Source organism: Streptomyces sp. NBC_01016 (genome assembly GCF_026341035.1).
In the GTDB taxonomy this organism is placed as follows: domain Bacteria; phylum Actinomycetota; class Actinomycetes; order Streptomycetales; family Streptomycetaceae; genus Streptomyces.
The window spans coordinates 1,754,121-1,772,169 of record NZ_JAPEOQ010000002.1 but is presented as its reverse complement, the minus strand read 5'-3'; the positions used below and the strand labels follow the sequence as shown (position 1 = coordinate 1,772,169).

Sequence of the window (18,049 nt, the reverse complement as noted above, 5' to 3'; positions counted from 1 at the left end):
CAGGGATCAGCGGCTCGCAGCGATCAGTGCAGATGCCTGCCTTCCGGTTTCGCGTCGTCCACCTTTGGTGCGGTGCAGTAGTTCACGCCTGGTTCCGGACCGGACAGGTCGCCGGAGTCCGCGTCGGTGCAGTAGGCGTCGAAGACCCGTCCCCCGGGGATCGGTTGGAATCCCTCGTCCTTCAGGTGCCAGCCGCAGACGCGGTCCTCTTCGCCAGGGACCGAGCTGCGCACGATGACCGCACAGGCGCGCCGGCTGACGATCGCCAGCGCCAGTACGGCCGTGACCTCCATGGCCGCGGACTCATCCACCGTGACCGTGTCGGGTTCCGTGGCGTCCACGTGCAGGACGGCATGCAGGGACTCCCTGTCGGTGAGCACGCTGCACACCCAGTGGTGGGCTCCTTCGCCGAGCGCGTCGATCACTCGGGAGACCAGGTAGGAAGCCCTGGCGAAGGCCATGCGTCCGACGTCCTGCCCGCACACGGCGCAGGCCCCTGTCCGGGACAGGACGGACGTCGCGAATTCCCAGGTCGCTTGGCGGACGGCCTCTTCCACGAGTTCGGGGACGAGGTCGGCCATGGGTTGTCCCTGGTAGGCGACCCCGGGGCCCGACGCGGCGAGTTCCGCGGTGAATCGGGTACGGCTGATCGCGCTGTCCGGGTCGAGGCCCTCCGCCCGGCAGAATTCCGTGAACTCGGCCGGGTCGAACAGCGTGACCGTGGTGTACCCGCCGGCCGCGGCCTGGGATTTGAGCAGTCCTTCCACTTGGCGCAGGTACGTCGTGTGGTCGTCGAAGGTGAAGCTGCGGTAGAGCCGCATCGCCTCGAAGTCCTGCTCGTCGGCCAACAGGCCGATGGTTCCCGCCACTTCACGGCGCAGGCCGCGTCGAACGCCGGCCGTTCGGCTGTGTTGAGTGTGCCCCATGATTCCCCCTGAGTGCGCTTGAACTACTCTCACTCAGAGTAATCAGGGGTACTGACAACGCCACGTTCGGTGACGGTGCACCATCGGTTTCGGGCGGCCGGTCAGGCTCGCTTGCGGGCGATCTCCTCGTAGAACTTGAGGAGTTCGAGGTTGTCGATGGAGCCGGGGTTGACCGCCTTTTCCAGCGGCGTGCCCGAGAGCAGGCGCTTGACGGGCACCTCGATGCGCTTGCCGGTGAGGGTGTGCGGGACGCCGGGAGCTTCGATGATCTCGTCGGGCACGTGGCGCGGCGAGAGCTGTTCGCGAATGACCTGCTTGATGCGGGAGCGGAGCGCGTCGTCGAGGGTGGCGCCCGGCGCGAGGTGGACGAAGAGGGGCATCCAGTAGCCGCCGTCGGACTGTTCCAGGCCGATGACGAGTGATTCGCGGATCTCGGGGAGGCGCTCCACGGCCTCGTAGATGTCGGCCGATCCCATCCGGACGCCCTGGCGGTTGAGAGTCGAGTCGGAGCGGCCGTGGATGACGACGGAGCCGCGCGAGGTCAGCGTGATCCAGTCGCCGTGGCGCCAGACTCCGGGGTAGGTGTCGAAGTAGCTGTCGTGGTACCTGGTGCCGTCGGGGTCGTTCCAGAAGCGGATCGGCATGGACGGCATCGGGTTGGTGACGACGAGTTCGCCGACCTCGTCGGTCAGGGGTTCGCCGGCCGGGTCCCACGCCTGGAGGTCCGTGCCGAGGCTGGGCGCCTGGAGCTCGCCGATGTGGACGGGGAGCGTCGGCACGGCTCCGGCGAAACAGGAGCAGACGTCGGTGCCGCCGCTGACGGAGGCGATCCACAGGTCGTCCCGCACCTCGTCGTGGAGCCAGCGGAAGCCGTCCGGCGGGAGCGGGGAGCCTGTGGTGGCGACGCACTTGACGCGGGAGAGGTCGTGGTCGCGCGTGGGGTGCACGTCGGCCTTGCGGCAGGCCATGACGTATGCGGCGGAGGTGCCGAAGAGGGTCGCGCCGGTGCGTTCGGCGATCGCCCACTGGGCGCCGGTCTCGGGGTACCCGGGGCTGCCGTCGTAGGTGACGATCGTGGTGCCGGTGAGCAGGCCGCCGACGAGGAAGTTCCACATCATCCAGCCGGTGGACGTGTACCAGAAGAAGCGGTCGTCGGGGCCGAGGTCGGAGTGCAGGCCGATCTGCTTGAGGTGCTCGATGAGGATGCCGCCCTGCGACTGCACGATGGCCTTGGGCAGGCCTGTGGTGCCGGAGGAGTAGAGCACCCACAGAGGATGGTCGAAGGGCACTTCTTCGTAGACGGGTGTGACGTCCGCGGAGGTGAGGGCCGACCATTCCAGCGCGCCTTCGGGTGCCTTGGTCCCGAGAAGCGGGATGTGTACCACCGCGCGCAGGGACGGCAGTTCGTTGCGGAGTTCCTGCACGGTGTCGCGGCGGTCGTGCTCCTTGCCGCCGTAGCGGTAGCCGTCGACCGTGAACAGGACCACGGGCTCCACCTGCTGGAAGCGGTCCAGGACACTGCGCGCGCCGAAGTCGGGGGCGCAGGACGTCCACACGGCTCCGACGGCCGCCGTGGCGAGGAGGGCGGCGACGGCCTCGGGGATGTTGGGCAGATAGCCGCTGACGCGGTCGCCGGGGCGTACTCCGAGGGCGCGCAGTTCCGCGGCCAGGGAGCCGACCTGGCCGCGCAGCTCGGACCAGGTGACGGGACGGGGTTCGTGTGTCTCGTCGACGTGGAGGATCGCGGGGGTGTCCGCGCGCGCGGGGTCGTCCGCCGTGCGCAGGGCATGCGCGGCGTAGTTGATCGTGGCACCGGGGAACCACTCGGCACCGGGCATGTCACGGTTGCCGAGCACGCGCGTGTACGGGTGCGTGAAGCGCACGTCGAACCACTCGGTGACGGCCTTCCAGAAGGTTTCGAGTTCGGTGACCGACCAGCGGTGCAGCGCCTCGTAGCCGCCGTCGGCGGGCGCGCCGTGCTGCTCGGCCGCCCAGGCCTGGAACCGTGTGATCTGCGCGTCGGCGATCTGCTGCCGATCGGGCTGCCAGAGCGGTGACGGGTTCACGGTGGACATGATGCGGCTCCAGGAAGTGCGTGCGCGGCGTGTGCGTCCTCGGCGCGCTCCGCGGAGTGTGCGCCTGACGCGGCTCACTGGACGATGCCACGTGATCGACTTCGACACCAGGGTGTATCCCACATAGTCGGCCCGGCGAAGATGTGCTGGCACCACGGATGAACGGCAGTTGAACGCGGCACGCACGCGTGCGCCTCGGTGGCAGGGTGAGCAGCATGGATGGTCGTGACCTGGTGCGCTTGGCGAAGGCGGTTTCGTCCGTGGGGTCGGCCCATGGGCTGCGCTCCGTTCGGGCGTCGTGGCGGCACCGTCGCGCGGACTCCGTGGGCCTGCCCCGGCGGGGAGTCGAGCGGGCCCGGGTCCCGGGCTCGGTGGTCGGTGTGACGCCCGAACCGGGTGGCGGTCTTGTGCGGTTCACGCGGTCCCGGTTGCGCATCATCGTCACCGTGAGCGGTGCCCTCTTCTGGGGCTGGGACGGGGCCGAACCGGAGCCTTCGTACGCGTTGGCCGGGCTCTGCCCGGAGGCGGACCCGCGGGCGGTGCTGGAGCCGGACAAGGACGGCGGTTGGCGGGTGGTCTCCGAGCGGGTGACCGCGGTGGTCTCGCGGCACGGCGCTTTGGAGGTGCGTACGCCGGGCGGGGTCTTGCTGCGCCGCGATCTGCCGCCCCGGTGGTGGGAGTCCGAGGGTGGCGGTGAGGCGCGCTGGGCGCAGCGGTCCGAGGTCTCGGCCGATGCGCGCTTCTTCGGCCTCGGAGGCCGTGCGTCGGGCCCGCGGCTGCGTGACGGGACGTACCGGTTGTGGAACACGGATCCAGGCGGTTCGTTCGGTCGGCAGGACGATCCGTTGTCGCTCACGATGCCGGTGCAGGTGGTGGTCGCGGATGCGGGTACGCATCTGGTGTTCCACGACAACACGTGGGACGGCACCGTCAGCCTCCGTGAGGGCCATGAGGGTGCGGGCTCCGGGCATGACTACGCCGGGACGTCCGAACTACGCATGGAGGGTGGCCCGTTGCGCTGTTGGGTGGTGGTGGGCGCACCCGCGCGCGTGCTCCACGTCTGGTCCCAGCTGACCGGCGCTCCGGCCGTGCCGCCGGGCTGGGCGCTGGGCCACCAGCACGCGCGTTGGGGGTTCGGGAGCGAGCAGGAGGTGCGCCGGGGCGTCGCGGGCTACAAGGAGCGCGATCTGCCCCTGGAGGCCGTGCATTTGGACATCGATCACTTCACGGAGGGACAGGCCTTCACTGTCGATCGGGAGCGGTTTCCGTCCTTGCCCCGGCTGGCCGAACAGTTGCGCGGCGAGGGCGTCCGGCTGGTGTCGATCGTCGACCCGGCGGTCAAGGCCCAGCGCGGCAACTCCCTGTACGACGGCGGGCAAGCGATCGACGCCTTTGTGCGGGACGCGGCGGGCCGGCCCGTGCGCGGGGTCGTGTGGCCGGGTGAGTCGATGTATCCGGACTTCACCGCGGAGCGGGTGCGCAAGTGGTGGGGCGGTCTGTACGAGGAGCGTCTCGAGCAGGGCTTCTCGGGTTTCTGGCACGACATGAACGAGCCGGTGTCCTTCTCCGCCTTCGGTGAGCCCACGCTCCCCCGTTCGTCCCGGCACGCGGTCGAGGGGCGGGGCGGCGACCATCGGGAGGCGCACAACGTGTACGCGCTGTGCATGGCGCGGGCCGGCTACGAGGGGCTGCGCGAACTGCAGCCGCAGGAACGGCCCTTCCTGTTCTCCCGGTCCGGCTGGGTGGGCTTGCAGCGCTACGGAGGGACGTGGTCCGGTGACGTCGCCACCGGGTGGACCGGCCTTCGCTCCTCGCTCTCGTTGGTGATGGGGCTCGGCTTGTGCGGGGTGCCGTATTCAGGACCTGATGTGGGCGGGTCCGACGGGAAGCCGTCACCGGAACTGTTCTTGCGCTGGTTCCAGCTGGGCGCTCATATGCCGCTGTTCCGCACGCGTTCGGCGCTGCGGGCGGGGCGTCGCGAGCCCTGGATGTTCGGCGAGGAGGTGCTCACGCACGCGCGCGTGGCGCTGGAGGAGCGGCATCGCCTCTTTCCGTACTTCATGACCCTCGCGCATCTCGCCCGGCGCACCGGCGCCCCGTATGTGCGGCCTCTGTGGTGGGGTGCTCCGGAGGACCGGGCTTTGCGTGACTGTGAGGACGCCTTCTTGTTGGGCGACTGCCTGTTGGTCGCGCCCGTCCTGGAGCAGGGAGCCGTCCGTCGCACGGTTCAGTTGCCGCCTGGACGCTGGTACGACACGGTGACCGGCGAAGTCTTCGAGGGGCCCGGGCAGGTCACGGTGGACGCCCCCTTGTCGCGTATTCCGGTGCTCGCGCGTGGTGGGTCGGTACTTCCTGTGCGCGATCCGGGTGGGGGCGTCGCCCTGGAGGCGTGGGCGCCGGCACCGGGCCGTACAGGCGGCGGCTACTTGGTGCGGGACGTCGGGGACGGCTGGGAGGAGCCGGAGATCGAGCGGTTCCGGGTGCGCTGGGCCAAGGGGCGCGTGGTCGTCGAGACGGACGGAGAGGACGGCGAGGTCGAACCGCGGTATCCGGTGCGTGTGCGCGGCCTGTGAGCGCCTTACGGCAAGGTCGCGCTGGACGCTCACGGGACCTGGCTCCTACAGGTAGCGGCCCTCGAACCAGGCCTTCACCGCCAACGTGTGGAGCGGAAACGCCAGTTCGGTCGGGCGGCGCAGGAGGTGCCAGCCGTCCGTCTCGTCCGTGGGCGCGCTGGTGGGCAGAAATCCCGCCGGACGTTCGGGCAGGAGGCCGAGGAGCAGGAGGTGGCCGTCCGGGGCGCTCATGGCGTCCACGAGGCGTACGTCGCGGGCCGCGGCGACGATGCCCGTCTCCTCCTGGAGCTCACGGACGACGGCTCGCCGCCAGTCCTCCCGGTCGTCGATGAAGCCGCCGGGCAGGGCGGGCTCCCCGCGCGCGGGGGCGATGGTGCGCGTGATCGCGACGAGGGCGGTGCCCACCGTGTCGTACACCGGTTGCAGGGCGATGGCCACGGGGAGCGGGTTGCGGTAGGCGACGGAGTCACAGGCCCGGCAGGTGCGGGGCCAGCCGTGCACCTCTGCCCCGTAGGCGGCCCCACAGCTCGAACAGTGGGAATCCGGAACGGGGTTGAGCGTGGGGTGGGTTGATGCGGGCACGGCGCGGACTGTATCCGATCACTCGGCTGCGGTCTTCCCCGGTGGGCCCGGCTCCTGATAGACGCTGATCCATGACTCGAGCCTCCACCGCTCTGCGGAAACTCGCCGCCCTGGCCGCCGCCGCGCTGCTCGGCGTGGCCGCCGCCCCTTCGGCTGCCCATGCGACGCCCGACCCGAAGGCCCCCAAGGACTTCGTGGCGCTCCATGACGTGGACCCCACGATCATCCAGGAAATGCGCTACTACACGGAGCACGACTTCATGGGTGAGCCGGTCGACGGCTACAAGAAGCCGATGTGCCTCCTCACGAGACCTGCCGCGCAGTCGCTCCACAAGGCGCAGATCGGCCTCCTGAAGAGGGGCTACTCCCTGAAGGTGTACGACTGTTACCGCCCGCAGCGCGCGGTCGACCATTTCGTCCGCTGGGCGAAGGATCTCGACGACCAGAAGATGAAGGCGGAGTTCTACCCGCGCGTCGACAAGACGCGCCTGTTCGCGGACGGCTACATCGCGGAGAAGTCGGGCCACAGCCGTGGCTCCACCCTCGATCTGACCGTCGTGAAGCTGCCCGCCCGGCCCACGCGCCCCTACGTGCCCGGGGAGAGGCTCACGCCCTGCTACGGGCCGAAGGCCGAGCGGTTCCCGGACAACTCGCTGGACATGGGGACCGGGTTCGACTGCTTCGACACGCTCGCCCACACGGACGATCCGCGCATCCAGGGCGTGCAGCGAACCAACCGGGACCTGCTGCGCAACGCGCTCGGCGCGCAGGGGTTCGTCAACCTGCCCGAGGAGTGGTGGCACTACACGTACAAGCCCGAGCTCTACCCGGACACGTACTTCGACTTCCCGATCTCCAGGCGTTCGCTGACGGGGCGGTGACGTGGCGGGCGCGACCGGAAGCACCCCCGTGGGTCCCGGTCGCGCCCTCACCGGTCACGCCTTCACCCGTCACGGACGCCGGTAGGACGCGGGCGGTTCTGCGGGACCCCTGACGTCATTCGGCTCCCCATGGCACACTTCTGACGTTCCGTCAGATTCATTGCCGGGGAGGAACTGTGGCGCGTACGCGTACACCTGTCGTGGCCGATTGGTTCAGCGGAGAGGGGGACGACTTCCGCCTGCTGGGCACGCGCTGCTCCGCATGTGCATCGGTGTTCTTTCCGCGCGAGGACGGGGCGTGCCGCAATCCCGCCTGCGCGGGCGGCGAGCTGGTGGAACTGCCTCTGTCGCGGCGCGGGCGCGTCTGGTCGTACACGGACGCCAGGTACCGACCACCGGAACCGTACGTGTCGGATCGGGAACTTCCCTGGGAGCCCTACGCGTTGATCGCTGTGGAGCTCGAGACGGAGCGATTGGTCGTGCTCGGCCAGGGAGCTCCTGGCGTCTCCGTGGCCGATCTCGCGGTCGGCATGGAGGTGGAAGTCGTACCGGGCGTGCTCAACGAGGAGGGGGACGACGAGACCGGGACGACATGGACGACGTGGCACTGGCGGCCGACGGGGGTGGCGGCATGACGGGAGACGTGGCGGTTCTCGGCGCGGGCATGCACCCCTGGGGGAAGTGGGGGCGCAGCTTCGTCGAGTACGGGGTGGCAGCGGCGCGGGCCGCGCTCGCCGACGCCGGGGTCGACTGGCGCGACGTCGGCTCGATCGTCGGTGCGGACACGGTGCGCGGCGGCTATCCCGGCTACGTGGCGGGAGCGACGTTCGCGAAGGCACTCGGCTGGCAGGGCGCGCGCGTGGCCAGCGTCTACGCGGCCTGCGCTTCGGGGGCCCAGGCGGTCAACACGGCGCGGGCGCAGATCCTTTCGGGACTCGCGGACGTCGTGCTCGTGGTGGGGGCCGACGCCGCGCCCAAGGGGTTCTTCAAGCCCGCCGGCGGTAACCGGCCCGACGACCCCGACTGGTTGCGTTTCCGTGCACTTGGGGCGACCAACCCGACGTACTTCGGTCTGTACGCGCGCCGGCGCATGGCCCTGCACGGGGACACGCTCGAGGACTTCGCGCAGGTCAAGGTGAAGAACGCCGCCTCCGGCGCGCTGAATCCGAACGCGCGCTATCGCAAGACGGTGACGGCCGAGGAGGTCGGGGCCTCCGCCGTTGTCGCCGATCCGCTGCGGCTGCTCGACATCTGCGCCACGTCGGACGGCGGTGCGGCGCTGGTGCTGTCCAGCATGGACTTCGCGCGCCGGCACGGAGCCGCGGATCCCGTCCGGATACGGGCCGTGTCGACGGTGACTCCGACGTACCCGAACACCGTGCTCGACCTCCCGGACATCGCCACGGACTCGGCCGCCGGGGTCACGTCCGAAGGCCCCACGTTCCGTGCATCGATCGCCCGCGCCGCCTACGAAGAGGCGGGGATCGGCCCCGAGGATCTGTCCCTCGCGGAGGTCTACGACCTGTCCACGGCCTTGGAGTTGCAGTGGTACGAGGACCTCGGGCTGTGCGGCGAGGGTGAGGGCGCGAAGCTGCTCAGGGACGGCGCGACCGCTCCCGGAGGGCGAATACCCGTGAACAGCAGCGGTGGGCTCGCGTCCTTCGGGGAGGCGGTTCCGGCGCAGGCGATCGCCCAGGTCTGCGAACTGACGTGGCAGTTGCGGGGCGCGGCGGGTGACCGGCAGGTGGCCGGGGCCCGGGCCGGGATCACGGCCAACCAGGGCCTGTTCGGCCACGGTTCGTCGGTCGTGGCGGTGCGCTGACCGCCGCGTGCGTACGCTGCGTGGCCGTGCGGGAATGCTGCGTGAACAGCGTGTGAACCGGCCCTCGTGGTGTCCGTGTGACGCCATCATGCTGGCGTGCACACCTGGCCGGACAGCCTCCGCTTCGCCTTCCAGCCCGTGGTCAATCTGACCACGGGATCGGCCGCGGCTCTGGAGATACTCGCCCGCCCCGAGTCGGGTGATGTGCTCGCGCGGGCGCATCGCGATCCCGAACTCGACGGCGACCTCGCCGCGTTGGCGATCCGCGACGCCGCACGCCGGGAGACGCTGCTGCCGCTGCACGTGAACGTGTTCGCGGGCACGCTCGCCGACCTGGGCGGTCTTGATGCGCTGCGGCGCGCGGTGCGGGATGCGGGCCGCCTGCCGTGGGAGGTGACCGTCGATGTGGGGCCGCCGTTCACGCACGTGCCGCACCGCGCGCTCCTGGAGGGCGTCGCGGTGCTGCGCAAGGAGGGCTTCCGGGTGTGCGCCGACGGCGTGGGCGACGGCGACGTACCCCTGCGGCTGCTCGACGATCTCGCGCCGGACCTGATCAAGCTCGACGCCTCACTGCTGTCGCGCGGGGCGACGGTGCGGGCCATGCGGACGCTGTGCGAGGAGATCGGCGCGCTGCTCGCGGTCGAGGGCGTGGAGACCGAGACCCAGTGCATGGCGGCCCGGGACGCCGGGGCGCAGCTCGCGCAGGGCAATCTGTTCGCGCCGGCGGCCCGGTTGCCGATCTCCGAGGTGTACGTGCCCGAACTGCCCCCGGCCGTCGGCTCGTCGCGGCCGACCGGGCCGCCGGTACGGGACTTCGTGCGGCCCGCGGCGCTGCTGCCCGATTCGGCGTCCGCGGAGCAGGTGCGACGCCGGCTCACCGGTGCGGCCGAGGTGTCCGGGGTGCTGCTCGTCGATGCCGCCGGGGTGCCGGTGCGGTCGGTGCAGCGGGACCGCTTCCTGCTGTCGTTGTCGACGCGCTATGGGCACGCGCTGTACGCCGACCGGCCCGCCGCGCGGCTCGGCGACCGGCCGCGCACGGTGGGCGTCACCGCGACCGCCTGGGAGGTGCTCGACGTGGTCGCGGACGGCGAGCATGCCCGCACCGCCGACGACGTCGCCGTGGTGGACGACGGCGGGCGCTGCGTCGGCGTCGTACGCCTCACCGACCTCGTACGGGCGCTCGCCGAGAGCCGGGTCGAGGAGGCAGCCGGGCTCAACCCGCTGACGCGGTTGCCGGGTTCGGACTCCGTGACGGGCGAGCTGGACCGCTGGGTGGCGCAGGGCCGCGGCTTCGCCCTGAGCTGGCTGGACATCGACGGGTTCAAGCAGGTCAACGACGGTGCGGGGTTCGCGGCGGGCGACGAGCTGATCCGTGCGGTGGGGCGGGCCCTCGCGCGCACGGCGTCGGAGTCCGTGCGGGTGGGGCACATCGGGGGTGACGACTTCCTGGTCCTGGCGGATCCGGAGCAGCTCGGTCCGCTCGCGGCCGCCGTGCTCGATGCTCCCTGGTCGGCGGGCGGCAGGGCGGTGACGCTGTCGCTGGCCACGGTGGTGTGCCCGCCCGGCAGCGTGCCCGACCACCGGCGGGCCGCCGCGCTGCTCGCCCCGCTCAAGAAGGCCGCGAAGGCGCTCTCCGGGGCGAGTTGGGTCTGCGGTCACGCGGGGCGCGAAGGTTTCGACGTGCGCCGCGGCGCGCGAGCCGCGGCTGCCGCGCGCGACCGGAGGGGAGCGTCGGCCGCCGGTTAACCGTTGCCGTCCACGACCTTGACGCTCCAGTACGGCCGGTGAACACTTCCGGGTGTCAGTCGGCATCGGCGCAAATCGGCCCACCGCTGCTCGGGGCCCTGCCTGCCCCAGGTGCGCCTTCCTGCCGGGTTGCGGCAGGTCAGGGCCGCTCCCCCACGTGTGGTTCCGACTGTTCGGGCACGCTCGTCACGGACGCCGGGCGGGGCGCGGGACTTCCCTGCCTACGGCAGCCGTAGTTCAGAACCAGCCATGGGAAACGCACCCTGCACGGAGGACCGGGGAGCACTGACCCCGGGCGAGGGCCTAGGAGCCGCCATGAGCAACGGAGACATCTTCATCGGTGAGGTCATCGGCACCGCGATTCTGATCCTTTTCGGCGCGGGCGTCTGCGCCGCCGTCACCCTGAAACACTCCAAGGCGAGGGCCTCCGGGTGGGTCGTCATCGCGTTCGGCTGGGGCTTCGGCGTGCTGGCCGGCGCCTACACGGCCGCCCCGCTGTCGGGTGGTCACCTCAACCCCGCGGTCACCATCGGCATCGCGGTCGACACCGGGAAGTGGGACAAGGTCTGGGTCTATCTGCTCGGCCAGATGGTCGGCGCGATGCTCGGCGCCGTCCTCGCGTACCTGGTGTATCTCGCGCAGTTCAACGCCAACGTCGGTTCGGACGAGGACTCCGCCGAGGACGGTCCGACACCGACGCTCGGCATCTTCTCGACGATCCCCGAGATCCGGAACGTGGTCGCGAACCTGCTCACCGAGGTCATCGCGACGATCGCCCTGGTCCTGCCCATTCTCGCGTTCGGCCTCACCAAGGGACTCGGCGAGTCCGGCACCCAGGTGCTGATCGTGGCGCTCCTGGTCGTCGGCATCGGCCTGTCGCTCGGCGGGCCGACGGGTTACGCGATCAACCCCGCCCGTGACCTGGGGCCGCGCATCGTGCACCACTTCCTGCCCATCCCCAACAAGGGGACGTCCGACTGGGGTTACGCTCTCGTCCCGGTCGTCGGGCCGCTCATCGGCGGCGCGCTGGCGGGGGTCATCTACAACGCGGCGTTCTGAAGCAACGCAGCGTTCTGAAGCGCAGAACACTCTCGTACGTCTTCTTACGAAGGGGTAGCCATGCCCGACGCTTCCGTGAAGTACGTCGCCGCCATCGACCAGGGCACCACCTCGAGCCGCTGCATCATCTTCAACCAGGACGGCGAGATCGTCGCCGTCGACCAGCGCGAACATCGTCAGATCTTCCCGAAGCCGGGCTGGGTGGAGCACGATGCCACCGAGATCTGGTCCAAGGTCCAGGCCGTGGTCGCGGGGGCGATCGCGAAGGCGGGACTGCGCGCGGACCAGCTCAGCGCCCTCGGCATCACCAACCAGCGGGAGACGACGGTCCTTTGGGACCGTGCGACCGGCAAGCCCGTGCACAACGCGATCGTCTGGCAGGACACGCGGACCTCGGCGCTCTGCAACGAGCTGGGCGGCGCCGACGGACAGGACCGTTTCCGCGAGACGACCGGGCTGCCCCTGGCGAGCTACTTCTCCGGACCCAAGGCGGCCTGGCTGCTCGACAACGTACCGGGGCTGCGGGCCAGGGCCGAGCGCGGGGAGCTCGCCTTCGGCACGATGGACTCCTGGCTGATCTGGAATCTCACCGGCGGCACCGACGGCGGCGTGCACGTCACCGACGTCACGAACGCCGGGCGCACCATGCTGATGAGCCTGGAGACCCTCCAGTGGGACCAGTCGATCCTGTCGGCGATGAATATCCCTGAGTCACTGCTTCCGGAGATCCGTTCGTCCGCCGAGGTGTACGGCACCGCGGTCGGGCAGCTGGCCGGTGTGCCCGTGGCCTCCGCCCTGGGCGACCAGCACGCGGCCATCTTCGGGCAGGCCTGCTACGACGCGGGGACCGCGAAGAACACGTACGGGACGGGCAGCTTCCTGCTGCTCAACACCGGTAACCGGCCGGTTCCTTCGAAGAACGGCCTGCTCACCACCATGGGATACAAGATCGGCACCGAGGCGCCCGTGTACTGCCTCGAAGGCTCGATCGCGATCACGGGTGCCCTGGTGCAGTGGTTCCGCGACCAGCTCGGCATCATCAAGAGCGCCGACGAGATCGAGACGCTCGCAGCGAGCGTGGACGACAACGGCGGTGCCTACATCGTGCCCGCGTTCTCCGGTCTGTTCGCGCCCTACTGGCGCTCCGACGCGCGCGGCGTCGTCACCGGCCTCACCAGGTACGTCACCAAGGCGCACCTGGCGCGTGCCGTCCTGGAGGCGACGAGCTGGCAGACCCGTGAGGTCGTCGACGCCATGTACCAGGACTCCGGGGTGCGGATCACGACTCTGAAGGTCGACGGCGGCATGACGAAGAACAACCTCCTGATGCAGCATCAGGCGGACGTGCTCGACGTGCCCGTGGTGCGCCCCAAGGTCTCCGAGACGACGTGCCTGGGCGCCGCGTACGCCGCCGGGCTCGCGACGGGCGTGTGGAACGACCTGGACGAGCTCAAGGCGCACTGGCAGCGGGACGCCGAGTGGACTCCCGCGATGGACGCGGGCGTCCGGGACCGCGAGTACCAGAACTGGCGCAAGGCCGTGGAGAAGAGCTTCGGCTGGCACGCGGACGGAGACGACGCATAGGCCATATCCCTGCGCGCGTGGTGACGTACAGCCCTCCACGCGCGCGTACGCGGCGGTTCGAACCCCGGTCGGCGGGGGTGCGGGCCGCCGCTGTGCGTGCTCAGGTCGCCGCGGGCTGCCTGCGCTCGGCGGCTTCCGCGGCATGGCCGACGACGCCGATCAGCACGTCCTTCACCGACTCCTTGTCGCGTGCGTCGCACAGGACCACGGGGACGTCCGGGTCGAGGTCGAGCGCCTGGCGGACCGCGTCGGCCGGGTGGCGTGCGGCGCCGTCGAAGCAGTTGACGCCGACGATGAACGGTATGGAGCGCCGCTCGAAGTAGTCGACCGCGGCGAAGCAGTCCTCCAGGCGGCGGGTGTCCGCGAGGACGACCGCTCCCAGCGCCCCGGTCGACAACTCGTCCCAGAGGAACCAGAAGCGGTTCTGGCCCGGTGTGCCGAAGAGGTAGAGCACGAGGTCGTCGCGGAGCGTGATGCGGCCGAAGTCCATCGCCACCGTGGTGGTGCTCTTGCGCTCGACTCCCTCGATGTCGTCCACGGGGCGGCCCGCCTCCGTCAGGAGTTCCTCCGTGCGCAGCGGCCTGATCTCGCTGACCGCGCCGACCAGCGTCGTCTTGCCCACGCCGAAGCCGCCGGCCACCAGGATCTTGAGCGTCACGGGCTCGACGGGGGCCTTTCGGCGCTCAGAACGCCCGAAGATCATGGCTGTGTCTCTCCTGCCTCGCTGGTGTCGCTGTCTCGGGTACTGCTGCTCGCCCCGGGCGGCCCGTAGCCGCCGCCTCCGGGCGTTTCGACGACGAGTACGTCGCCGGGGTCCACATCGGCCGTGTCGCTGCCGTCGAGGCGGGTGACGGTGCCGTCCACGCGCTCCACGGAGTTGGCGCCGAGCGCTCCGGGGGCGCCACCAGCCATCCCGTAGGGCGGCACCCTGCGGTGCTGGGTCAGCGTGGAGACGGTCATCGGCTCACGGAAGCGGATGCGTCGCACGGCTCCGTCGCCGCCCGGCCAGCGGCCCGCTCCCCCGCTGCCGCGCCGCATCGCGAACTCCTCCAGGAGGACGGGCAGCCGCCACTCGAGGACCTCGGGGTCGGTGAGCCGCGAGTTGGTCATGTGGGTCTGGACGACGGGCGCGCCGGGGAAGCCGTCGCCTGCGCCGGAGCCGGAGGCCACCGTCTCGTAGTACTGATGGCGCGCGTTCCCGAAGGTGATGTTGTTCATCGTGCCGGAACCCTCGGCCTGTACGCCCAGGGCCCCGTAGAGGGCTCCCGTGATGGCCTGCGACGTCTCCACGTTGCCCGCGACGACCGCGGCGGGCGGCTGGGGCGAGAGGAAGGACCCGGGCGGCACGACGATGTTCAGGGGGCGCAGGCAGCCGTCGTTGAGCGGGATGTCGTCGCCCACGAGTGTCCGGAAGACGTACAGGACGGCGGCGTTGACGACGGCGAACGGGGCGTTGAAGTTCGTGGGGAGCTGGTCGGAGGTGCCGGTGAAGTCGACGGTGGCGCTGCGCTGTGCGCGGTCCACGCTCACGCGCACGCGGATGACCGCGCCCGAGTCGGTCTCGTAGCTGAACTCGCCGTCCTCCAGGGCGTCGATGACGCGTCGCACGGATTCCTCGGCGTTGTCCTGTACGTGCTTCATGTAGGCGAGCACGACGTCCAGGCCGAAGTTCTCGATCATGCGGGCGACTTCGTCGACGCCCTTCTGGTTGGCCGCGATCTGGGCGCGCAGGTCGGCGAGGTTCGTCCGCGGGTTGCGGGAGGGATGGGGCGCCTCGGTCAGCAGGCGCAGCGTCTCCTCCTCACGGAACCGGCCGGCCTCCACGAGCAGCCAGTTGTCGAAGAGCACGCCTTCTTCGTCGATGGTGCGGCTGTTCGCGGGCATGGAGCCGGGGGCGATGCCGCCGATCTCCGCATGGTGCCCGCGCGAGGCGACGTAGAACAGGATCCGGTCACCGTCCGTGTCGAAGACCGGGGTGATCACGGTGACGTCGGGCAGGTGCGTGCCGCCGTGGTACGGGTCGTTGACGGCGTAGGTGTCGCCGGGCCGCATGGTCGAGCCGCGACGGCGGATGACCTCCTTGACGCTGGTGCCCATCGAGCCCAAGTGCACGGGAATGTGCGGAGCGTTGGCGACCAGGCTGCCGTCGGGATCGAAGAGCGCGCAGGAGAAGTCCAGACGTTCCTTGATGTTGACGGACTGCGAGGTCGACTCGAGTCGGGCACCCATCTGCTCCGCGATCGACATGAAGAGGTTGTTGAAGACCTCGAGCCGAACCGGATCGATTTCCGTGCCGAGATCGGAACTCTCTGTAATCGCCGCCCGTTGCATGATCAGGTGGCCGTCGTCCGCGAGGGCCGCCTGCCATCCGTCGTCGACGACGGTCGTCGAGCCGTCCTCGGCGATGATCGCCGGCCCCTGGACGGGCTCGCCGGGCGGGAGTTGGTCCCGGTGGTGGAGGGGTACGTCGCGCCAGGTTCCGCCGGTGTGCAGGCGGACGGTCGTGGCGGTGGTCGGCGCGGTGGTGCGGGGTGCGAGGTGCGAGAGATCGGGGGGATCGGTCAGGCCAGTGGCTTCTACGGAGAGTGACTCGACGACGAGCGGTCGGTCCAGGGTGAAGGAGTAGTGAGCGCGATGACGTTCTTCGAAGGCGCGGGTCATGGCGTCGGGTTCGGTGAGTTCCACGGTGAGCGCGGTGTCCGTGCCGTCATAGCGGAGCTGGGCCCTGCGCACGATCCGAATGCGCTGCTCCGGGACGTCCTCGGCGCGCAGTTCCTCGCGTGCGGCGCTCTCCAGGTCGTCTGCGGTCTTGAGAATGTGCGGCATCGAGGAGTCGTCCACGGTGGCCTCGACGGACTGTTCCCGCATGGCGGTGGTGTCGGCGAGCCCGATGCCGAGCGCCGAGAGGACGCCTGCCATGGGCGGTACGAGGACCGTCCGGATGCCGAGTTCGGCGGCGACCTTGCACGCGTGCTGCCCACCGGCACCACCGAAGGTGGTGAGGGCGTAGCGGGTGACGTCGTGGCCCTTCTGCACCGAGATGCGCTTCACGGCGTTGGCGATGTTGGCCACGGCGACCTGGAGGTAGCCCTCGGCCACCTGCTCGGGGGTGCGCGCGTCACCGGTCCTTTCGCGGATCTCGGTGGCGAGGGCGGCGAAACGCTCGCGTACGAGGTCGTCGTCGAGCGGCTGGTCTCCCTCGGGCCCGAACACGCGGGGAAAGTACGCGGGTTGGACGCGTCCGAGGGTGACGTTGGCATCGGTGACCGTGAGCGGGCCGCCGCCCCGGTAGCAGGCCGGTCCCGGCACCGCGCCGGCCGAGTCGGGTCCGACCCGGTAGCGGCTGCCGTCGAAGTGCAGCACGGAGCCGCCGCCCGCCGCGACGGTGTGGATGTCGAGCATGGGCGCGCGCAGCCGCACTCCGGCGATCTGCGTGGTGAGGACCCGCTCGTACTCGCCCGCGAAGTGCGAGACGTCCGTGGAAGTGCCGCCCATGTCGAAGCCGATGACGCGGTCGAAGCCCGCGCGCCCCGACATCCGGGCCATGCCCACGATGCCGCCTGCGGGCCCGGACAGGATGGCGTCCTTGCCGCGGAACTGCCCGGCCTCGGCGAGCCCTCCGTTGGACTGCATGAACATCAGCCGCACGTCGGGGAGTTGCTCGGCGACCTGGCGCACGTAGCGGCGCAGGACGGGCGACAGGTAGGCGTCGACGACGGCCGTGTCGCCCCGGGGCACCACCTTCATGAGCGGGCTGACCTCGCTGGACAGCGAGATCTGCGGGAAGCCGATGCGCTCGGCGAGGGCGCCGATCTCGCGCTCGTGATCCGGGTGGAGGTGGCTGTGCAGGCAGACGACGGCCACCGCCCGAATGCCGTCTTCGTAGACCCGGCGCAGCGAGACCTCGAGGGAGCCCAGGTCGAGCGGGGTGAGCACCTCGCCCTGGGCGTCCACCCGTTCGTCGACCTCGATGACGCGCTCATGGAGCAGTTCGGGCAGCTCGATGCGGCGGGCGAAGATGCGGGGCCGGTTCTGGTAGGCGATCCGCAGGGCGTCGCGGAAGCCGCGCGTGATGACGAGGGCGGTCGGCTCACCGCGGCGCTCCAGGAGGGCGTTGGTGGCGACCGTGGTGCCCATGCGGACGGAGTCGACGAGGTCGCCGGGCCCGCCGCCGGGCGCCGGCTCCGCGCCCTCACCGAGGAGTTCGCGGATCGCGAAGACGGCCGGGTCCCGGTAGCGCGCCGGATGGTCGGAGAGCAGCTTGTGCGTGAGCAGGCGACCGTCGGGCCGCCGGGCCACGACATCCGTGAAGGTGCCGCCTCGGTCGATCCAGAACTGCCAGCCTGCCACGTGTGTCTCCCGCCGTCCGCCCCGTTCCTGTGCCCCGCATGCTCCGCTGACGGATCAGAGCGCTCTGAGGCCGTCGATCACGTCGCGGAGAATACCCGCGTCGGGCAGCTCGGCCGGTGGAACCGGCCGCGTCACGTGGACCAGTTCGTCGTCGACGAGATCCCCGATGAGGACGCGCACCACCCCTACCGGAAGATCGAGCTCCGCGGCCAGTTCGGCCACGGACTGCGGGGCGTCCTGGCAGAGCCCGACGATGTCGACGTGTTCCGGCGACAGCGTCTGGTCGGTCGACGCGTCGCCTTGATGCCGTTCGGCGACGACGACCGCGATCAGGTCGAGCCGGTGCTGGGTCGCGCTGCTGGTGCGGCCGCGCGTCATGGCGTACGGGCGCACGACGGGGCCCGCGTCGTCGTCGAACCAGTGATGCGTCTCCTGACCGTCTGGTCTCATG

At 70.5% G+C, this 18,049-nt stretch carries 12 protein-coding genes and 1 pseudogene; 7 read left to right on the top strand and 6 right to left on the bottom strand.

The window, feature by feature from the left end; translation table 11 throughout:
• Positions 1-23 precede the first annotated feature (23 nt).
• Positions 24-926: a DUF8829 domain-containing protein gene (locus tag OG746_RS34785; RefSeq protein ID WP_266722020.1), complete on the bottom strand. Its 903-nt coding sequence runs from the start codon at positions 924-926 to the stop codon at positions 24-26.
• 101 nt (positions 927-1,027) lie between these two features.
• Positions 1,028-3,001, bottom strand: coding sequence for an acetoacetate--CoA ligase (locus OG746_RS34780; protein ID WP_266722018.1), 1,974 nt, complete (start codon positions 2,999-3,001; stop codon positions 1,028-1,030).
• Positions 3,002-3,216: 215 nt separating this feature from the next.
• Here OG746_RS34780 and OG746_RS34775 point away from each other — a divergent pair, with 215 nt between their 5' ends.
• Positions 3,217-5,574, top strand: coding sequence for a glycoside hydrolase family 31 protein (locus OG746_RS34775; RefSeq protein ID WP_266722016.1), 2,358 nt, complete (start codon positions 3,217-3,219; stop codon positions 5,572-5,574).
• Between the two features lie 45 nt (positions 5,575-5,619).
• On the opposite strand, the gene OG746_RS34770 is transcribed toward OG746_RS34775, so the two are convergent.
• On the bottom strand, positions 5,620-6,156 hold the full coding sequence (locus OG746_RS34770) for an NUDIX domain-containing protein (RefSeq protein WP_266722014.1): 537 nt from the start codon (positions 6,154-6,156) through the stop codon (positions 5,620-5,622).
• A gap of 71 nt (positions 6,157-6,227) precedes the next feature.
• Between OG746_RS34770 and OG746_RS34765 the strand changes: the two genes are divergently transcribed.
• The 6 genes from OG746_RS34765 to glpK all read left to right on the top strand — a co-directional run bounded on the left by OG746_RS34765 (position 6,228) and on the right by glpK (position 13,248).
• Positions 6,228-7,037, top strand: a complete 810-nt coding sequence (locus tag OG746_RS34765) for a M15 family metallopeptidase (protein WP_266722012.1) — start codon at positions 6,228-6,230, stop codon at positions 7,035-7,037.
• Positions 7,038-7,213: 176 nt separating this feature from the next.
• The gene (locus OG746_RS34760) at positions 7,214-7,672 is read left to right on the top strand and encodes a Zn-ribbon domain-containing OB-fold protein (RefSeq protein WP_266722010.1); all 459 of its coding nucleotides are present in this window, start codon (positions 7,214-7,216) and stop codon (positions 7,670-7,672) included.
• The gene (locus OG746_RS34755) at positions 7,669-8,859 is read left to right on the top strand and encodes a lipid-transfer protein (protein ID WP_266725620.1); all 1,191 of its coding nucleotides are present in this window, start codon (positions 7,669-7,671) and stop codon (positions 8,857-8,859) included. The genes OG746_RS34760 and OG746_RS34755 overlap by 4 nt, the downstream gene beginning before the upstream one ends.
• 96 nt (positions 8,860-8,955) lie before the next feature.
• Positions 8,956-10,605: a GGDEF domain-containing protein gene (locus tag OG746_RS34750; RefSeq protein WP_266722008.1), complete on the top strand. Its 1,650-nt coding sequence runs from the start codon at positions 8,956-8,958 to the stop codon at positions 10,603-10,605.
• Positions 10,606-10,920: 315 nt separating this feature from the next.
• Complete coding sequence (locus OG746_RS34745) at positions 10,921-11,664, top strand: MIP/aquaporin family protein (protein WP_266722006.1); 744 nt, start codon at positions 10,921-10,923, stop codon at positions 11,662-11,664.
• A 60-nt stretch (positions 11,665-11,724) separates the two neighbouring features.
• Entirely contained in the window at positions 11,725-13,248 is a 1,524-nt protein-coding gene (gene glpK / locus OG746_RS34740; RefSeq protein ID WP_266722004.1) for a glycerol kinase GlpK, read from the top strand.
• A 100-nt stretch (positions 13,249-13,348) separates the two neighbouring features.
• Here the strand turns inward: glpK and OG746_RS34735 are convergent, their stop codons facing one another.
• The 3 genes and pseudogenes from OG746_RS34735 to OG746_RS34725 form a co-directional block, all read right to left on the bottom strand.
• Positions 13,349-13,951 (bottom strand): GTP-binding protein, encoded by a 603-nt coding sequence (locus tag OG746_RS34735; RefSeq protein ID WP_266722001.1) that lies wholly within the window; start codon positions 13,949-13,951, stop codon positions 13,349-13,351.
• Positions 13,932-17,598: pseudogene (locus OG746_RS34730) on the bottom strand (hydantoinase B/oxoprolinase family protein). Before OG746_RS34730 ends, OG746_RS34735 begins: the two are co-directional and overlap by 20 nt.
• A gap of 54 nt (positions 17,599-17,652) precedes the next feature.
• Entirely contained in the window at positions 17,653-18,048 is a 396-nt protein-coding gene (locus OG746_RS34725; protein ID WP_266721997.1) for a DUF742 domain-containing protein, read from the bottom strand.
• Between the last annotated feature and the right edge of the window lies 1 nt (position 18,049).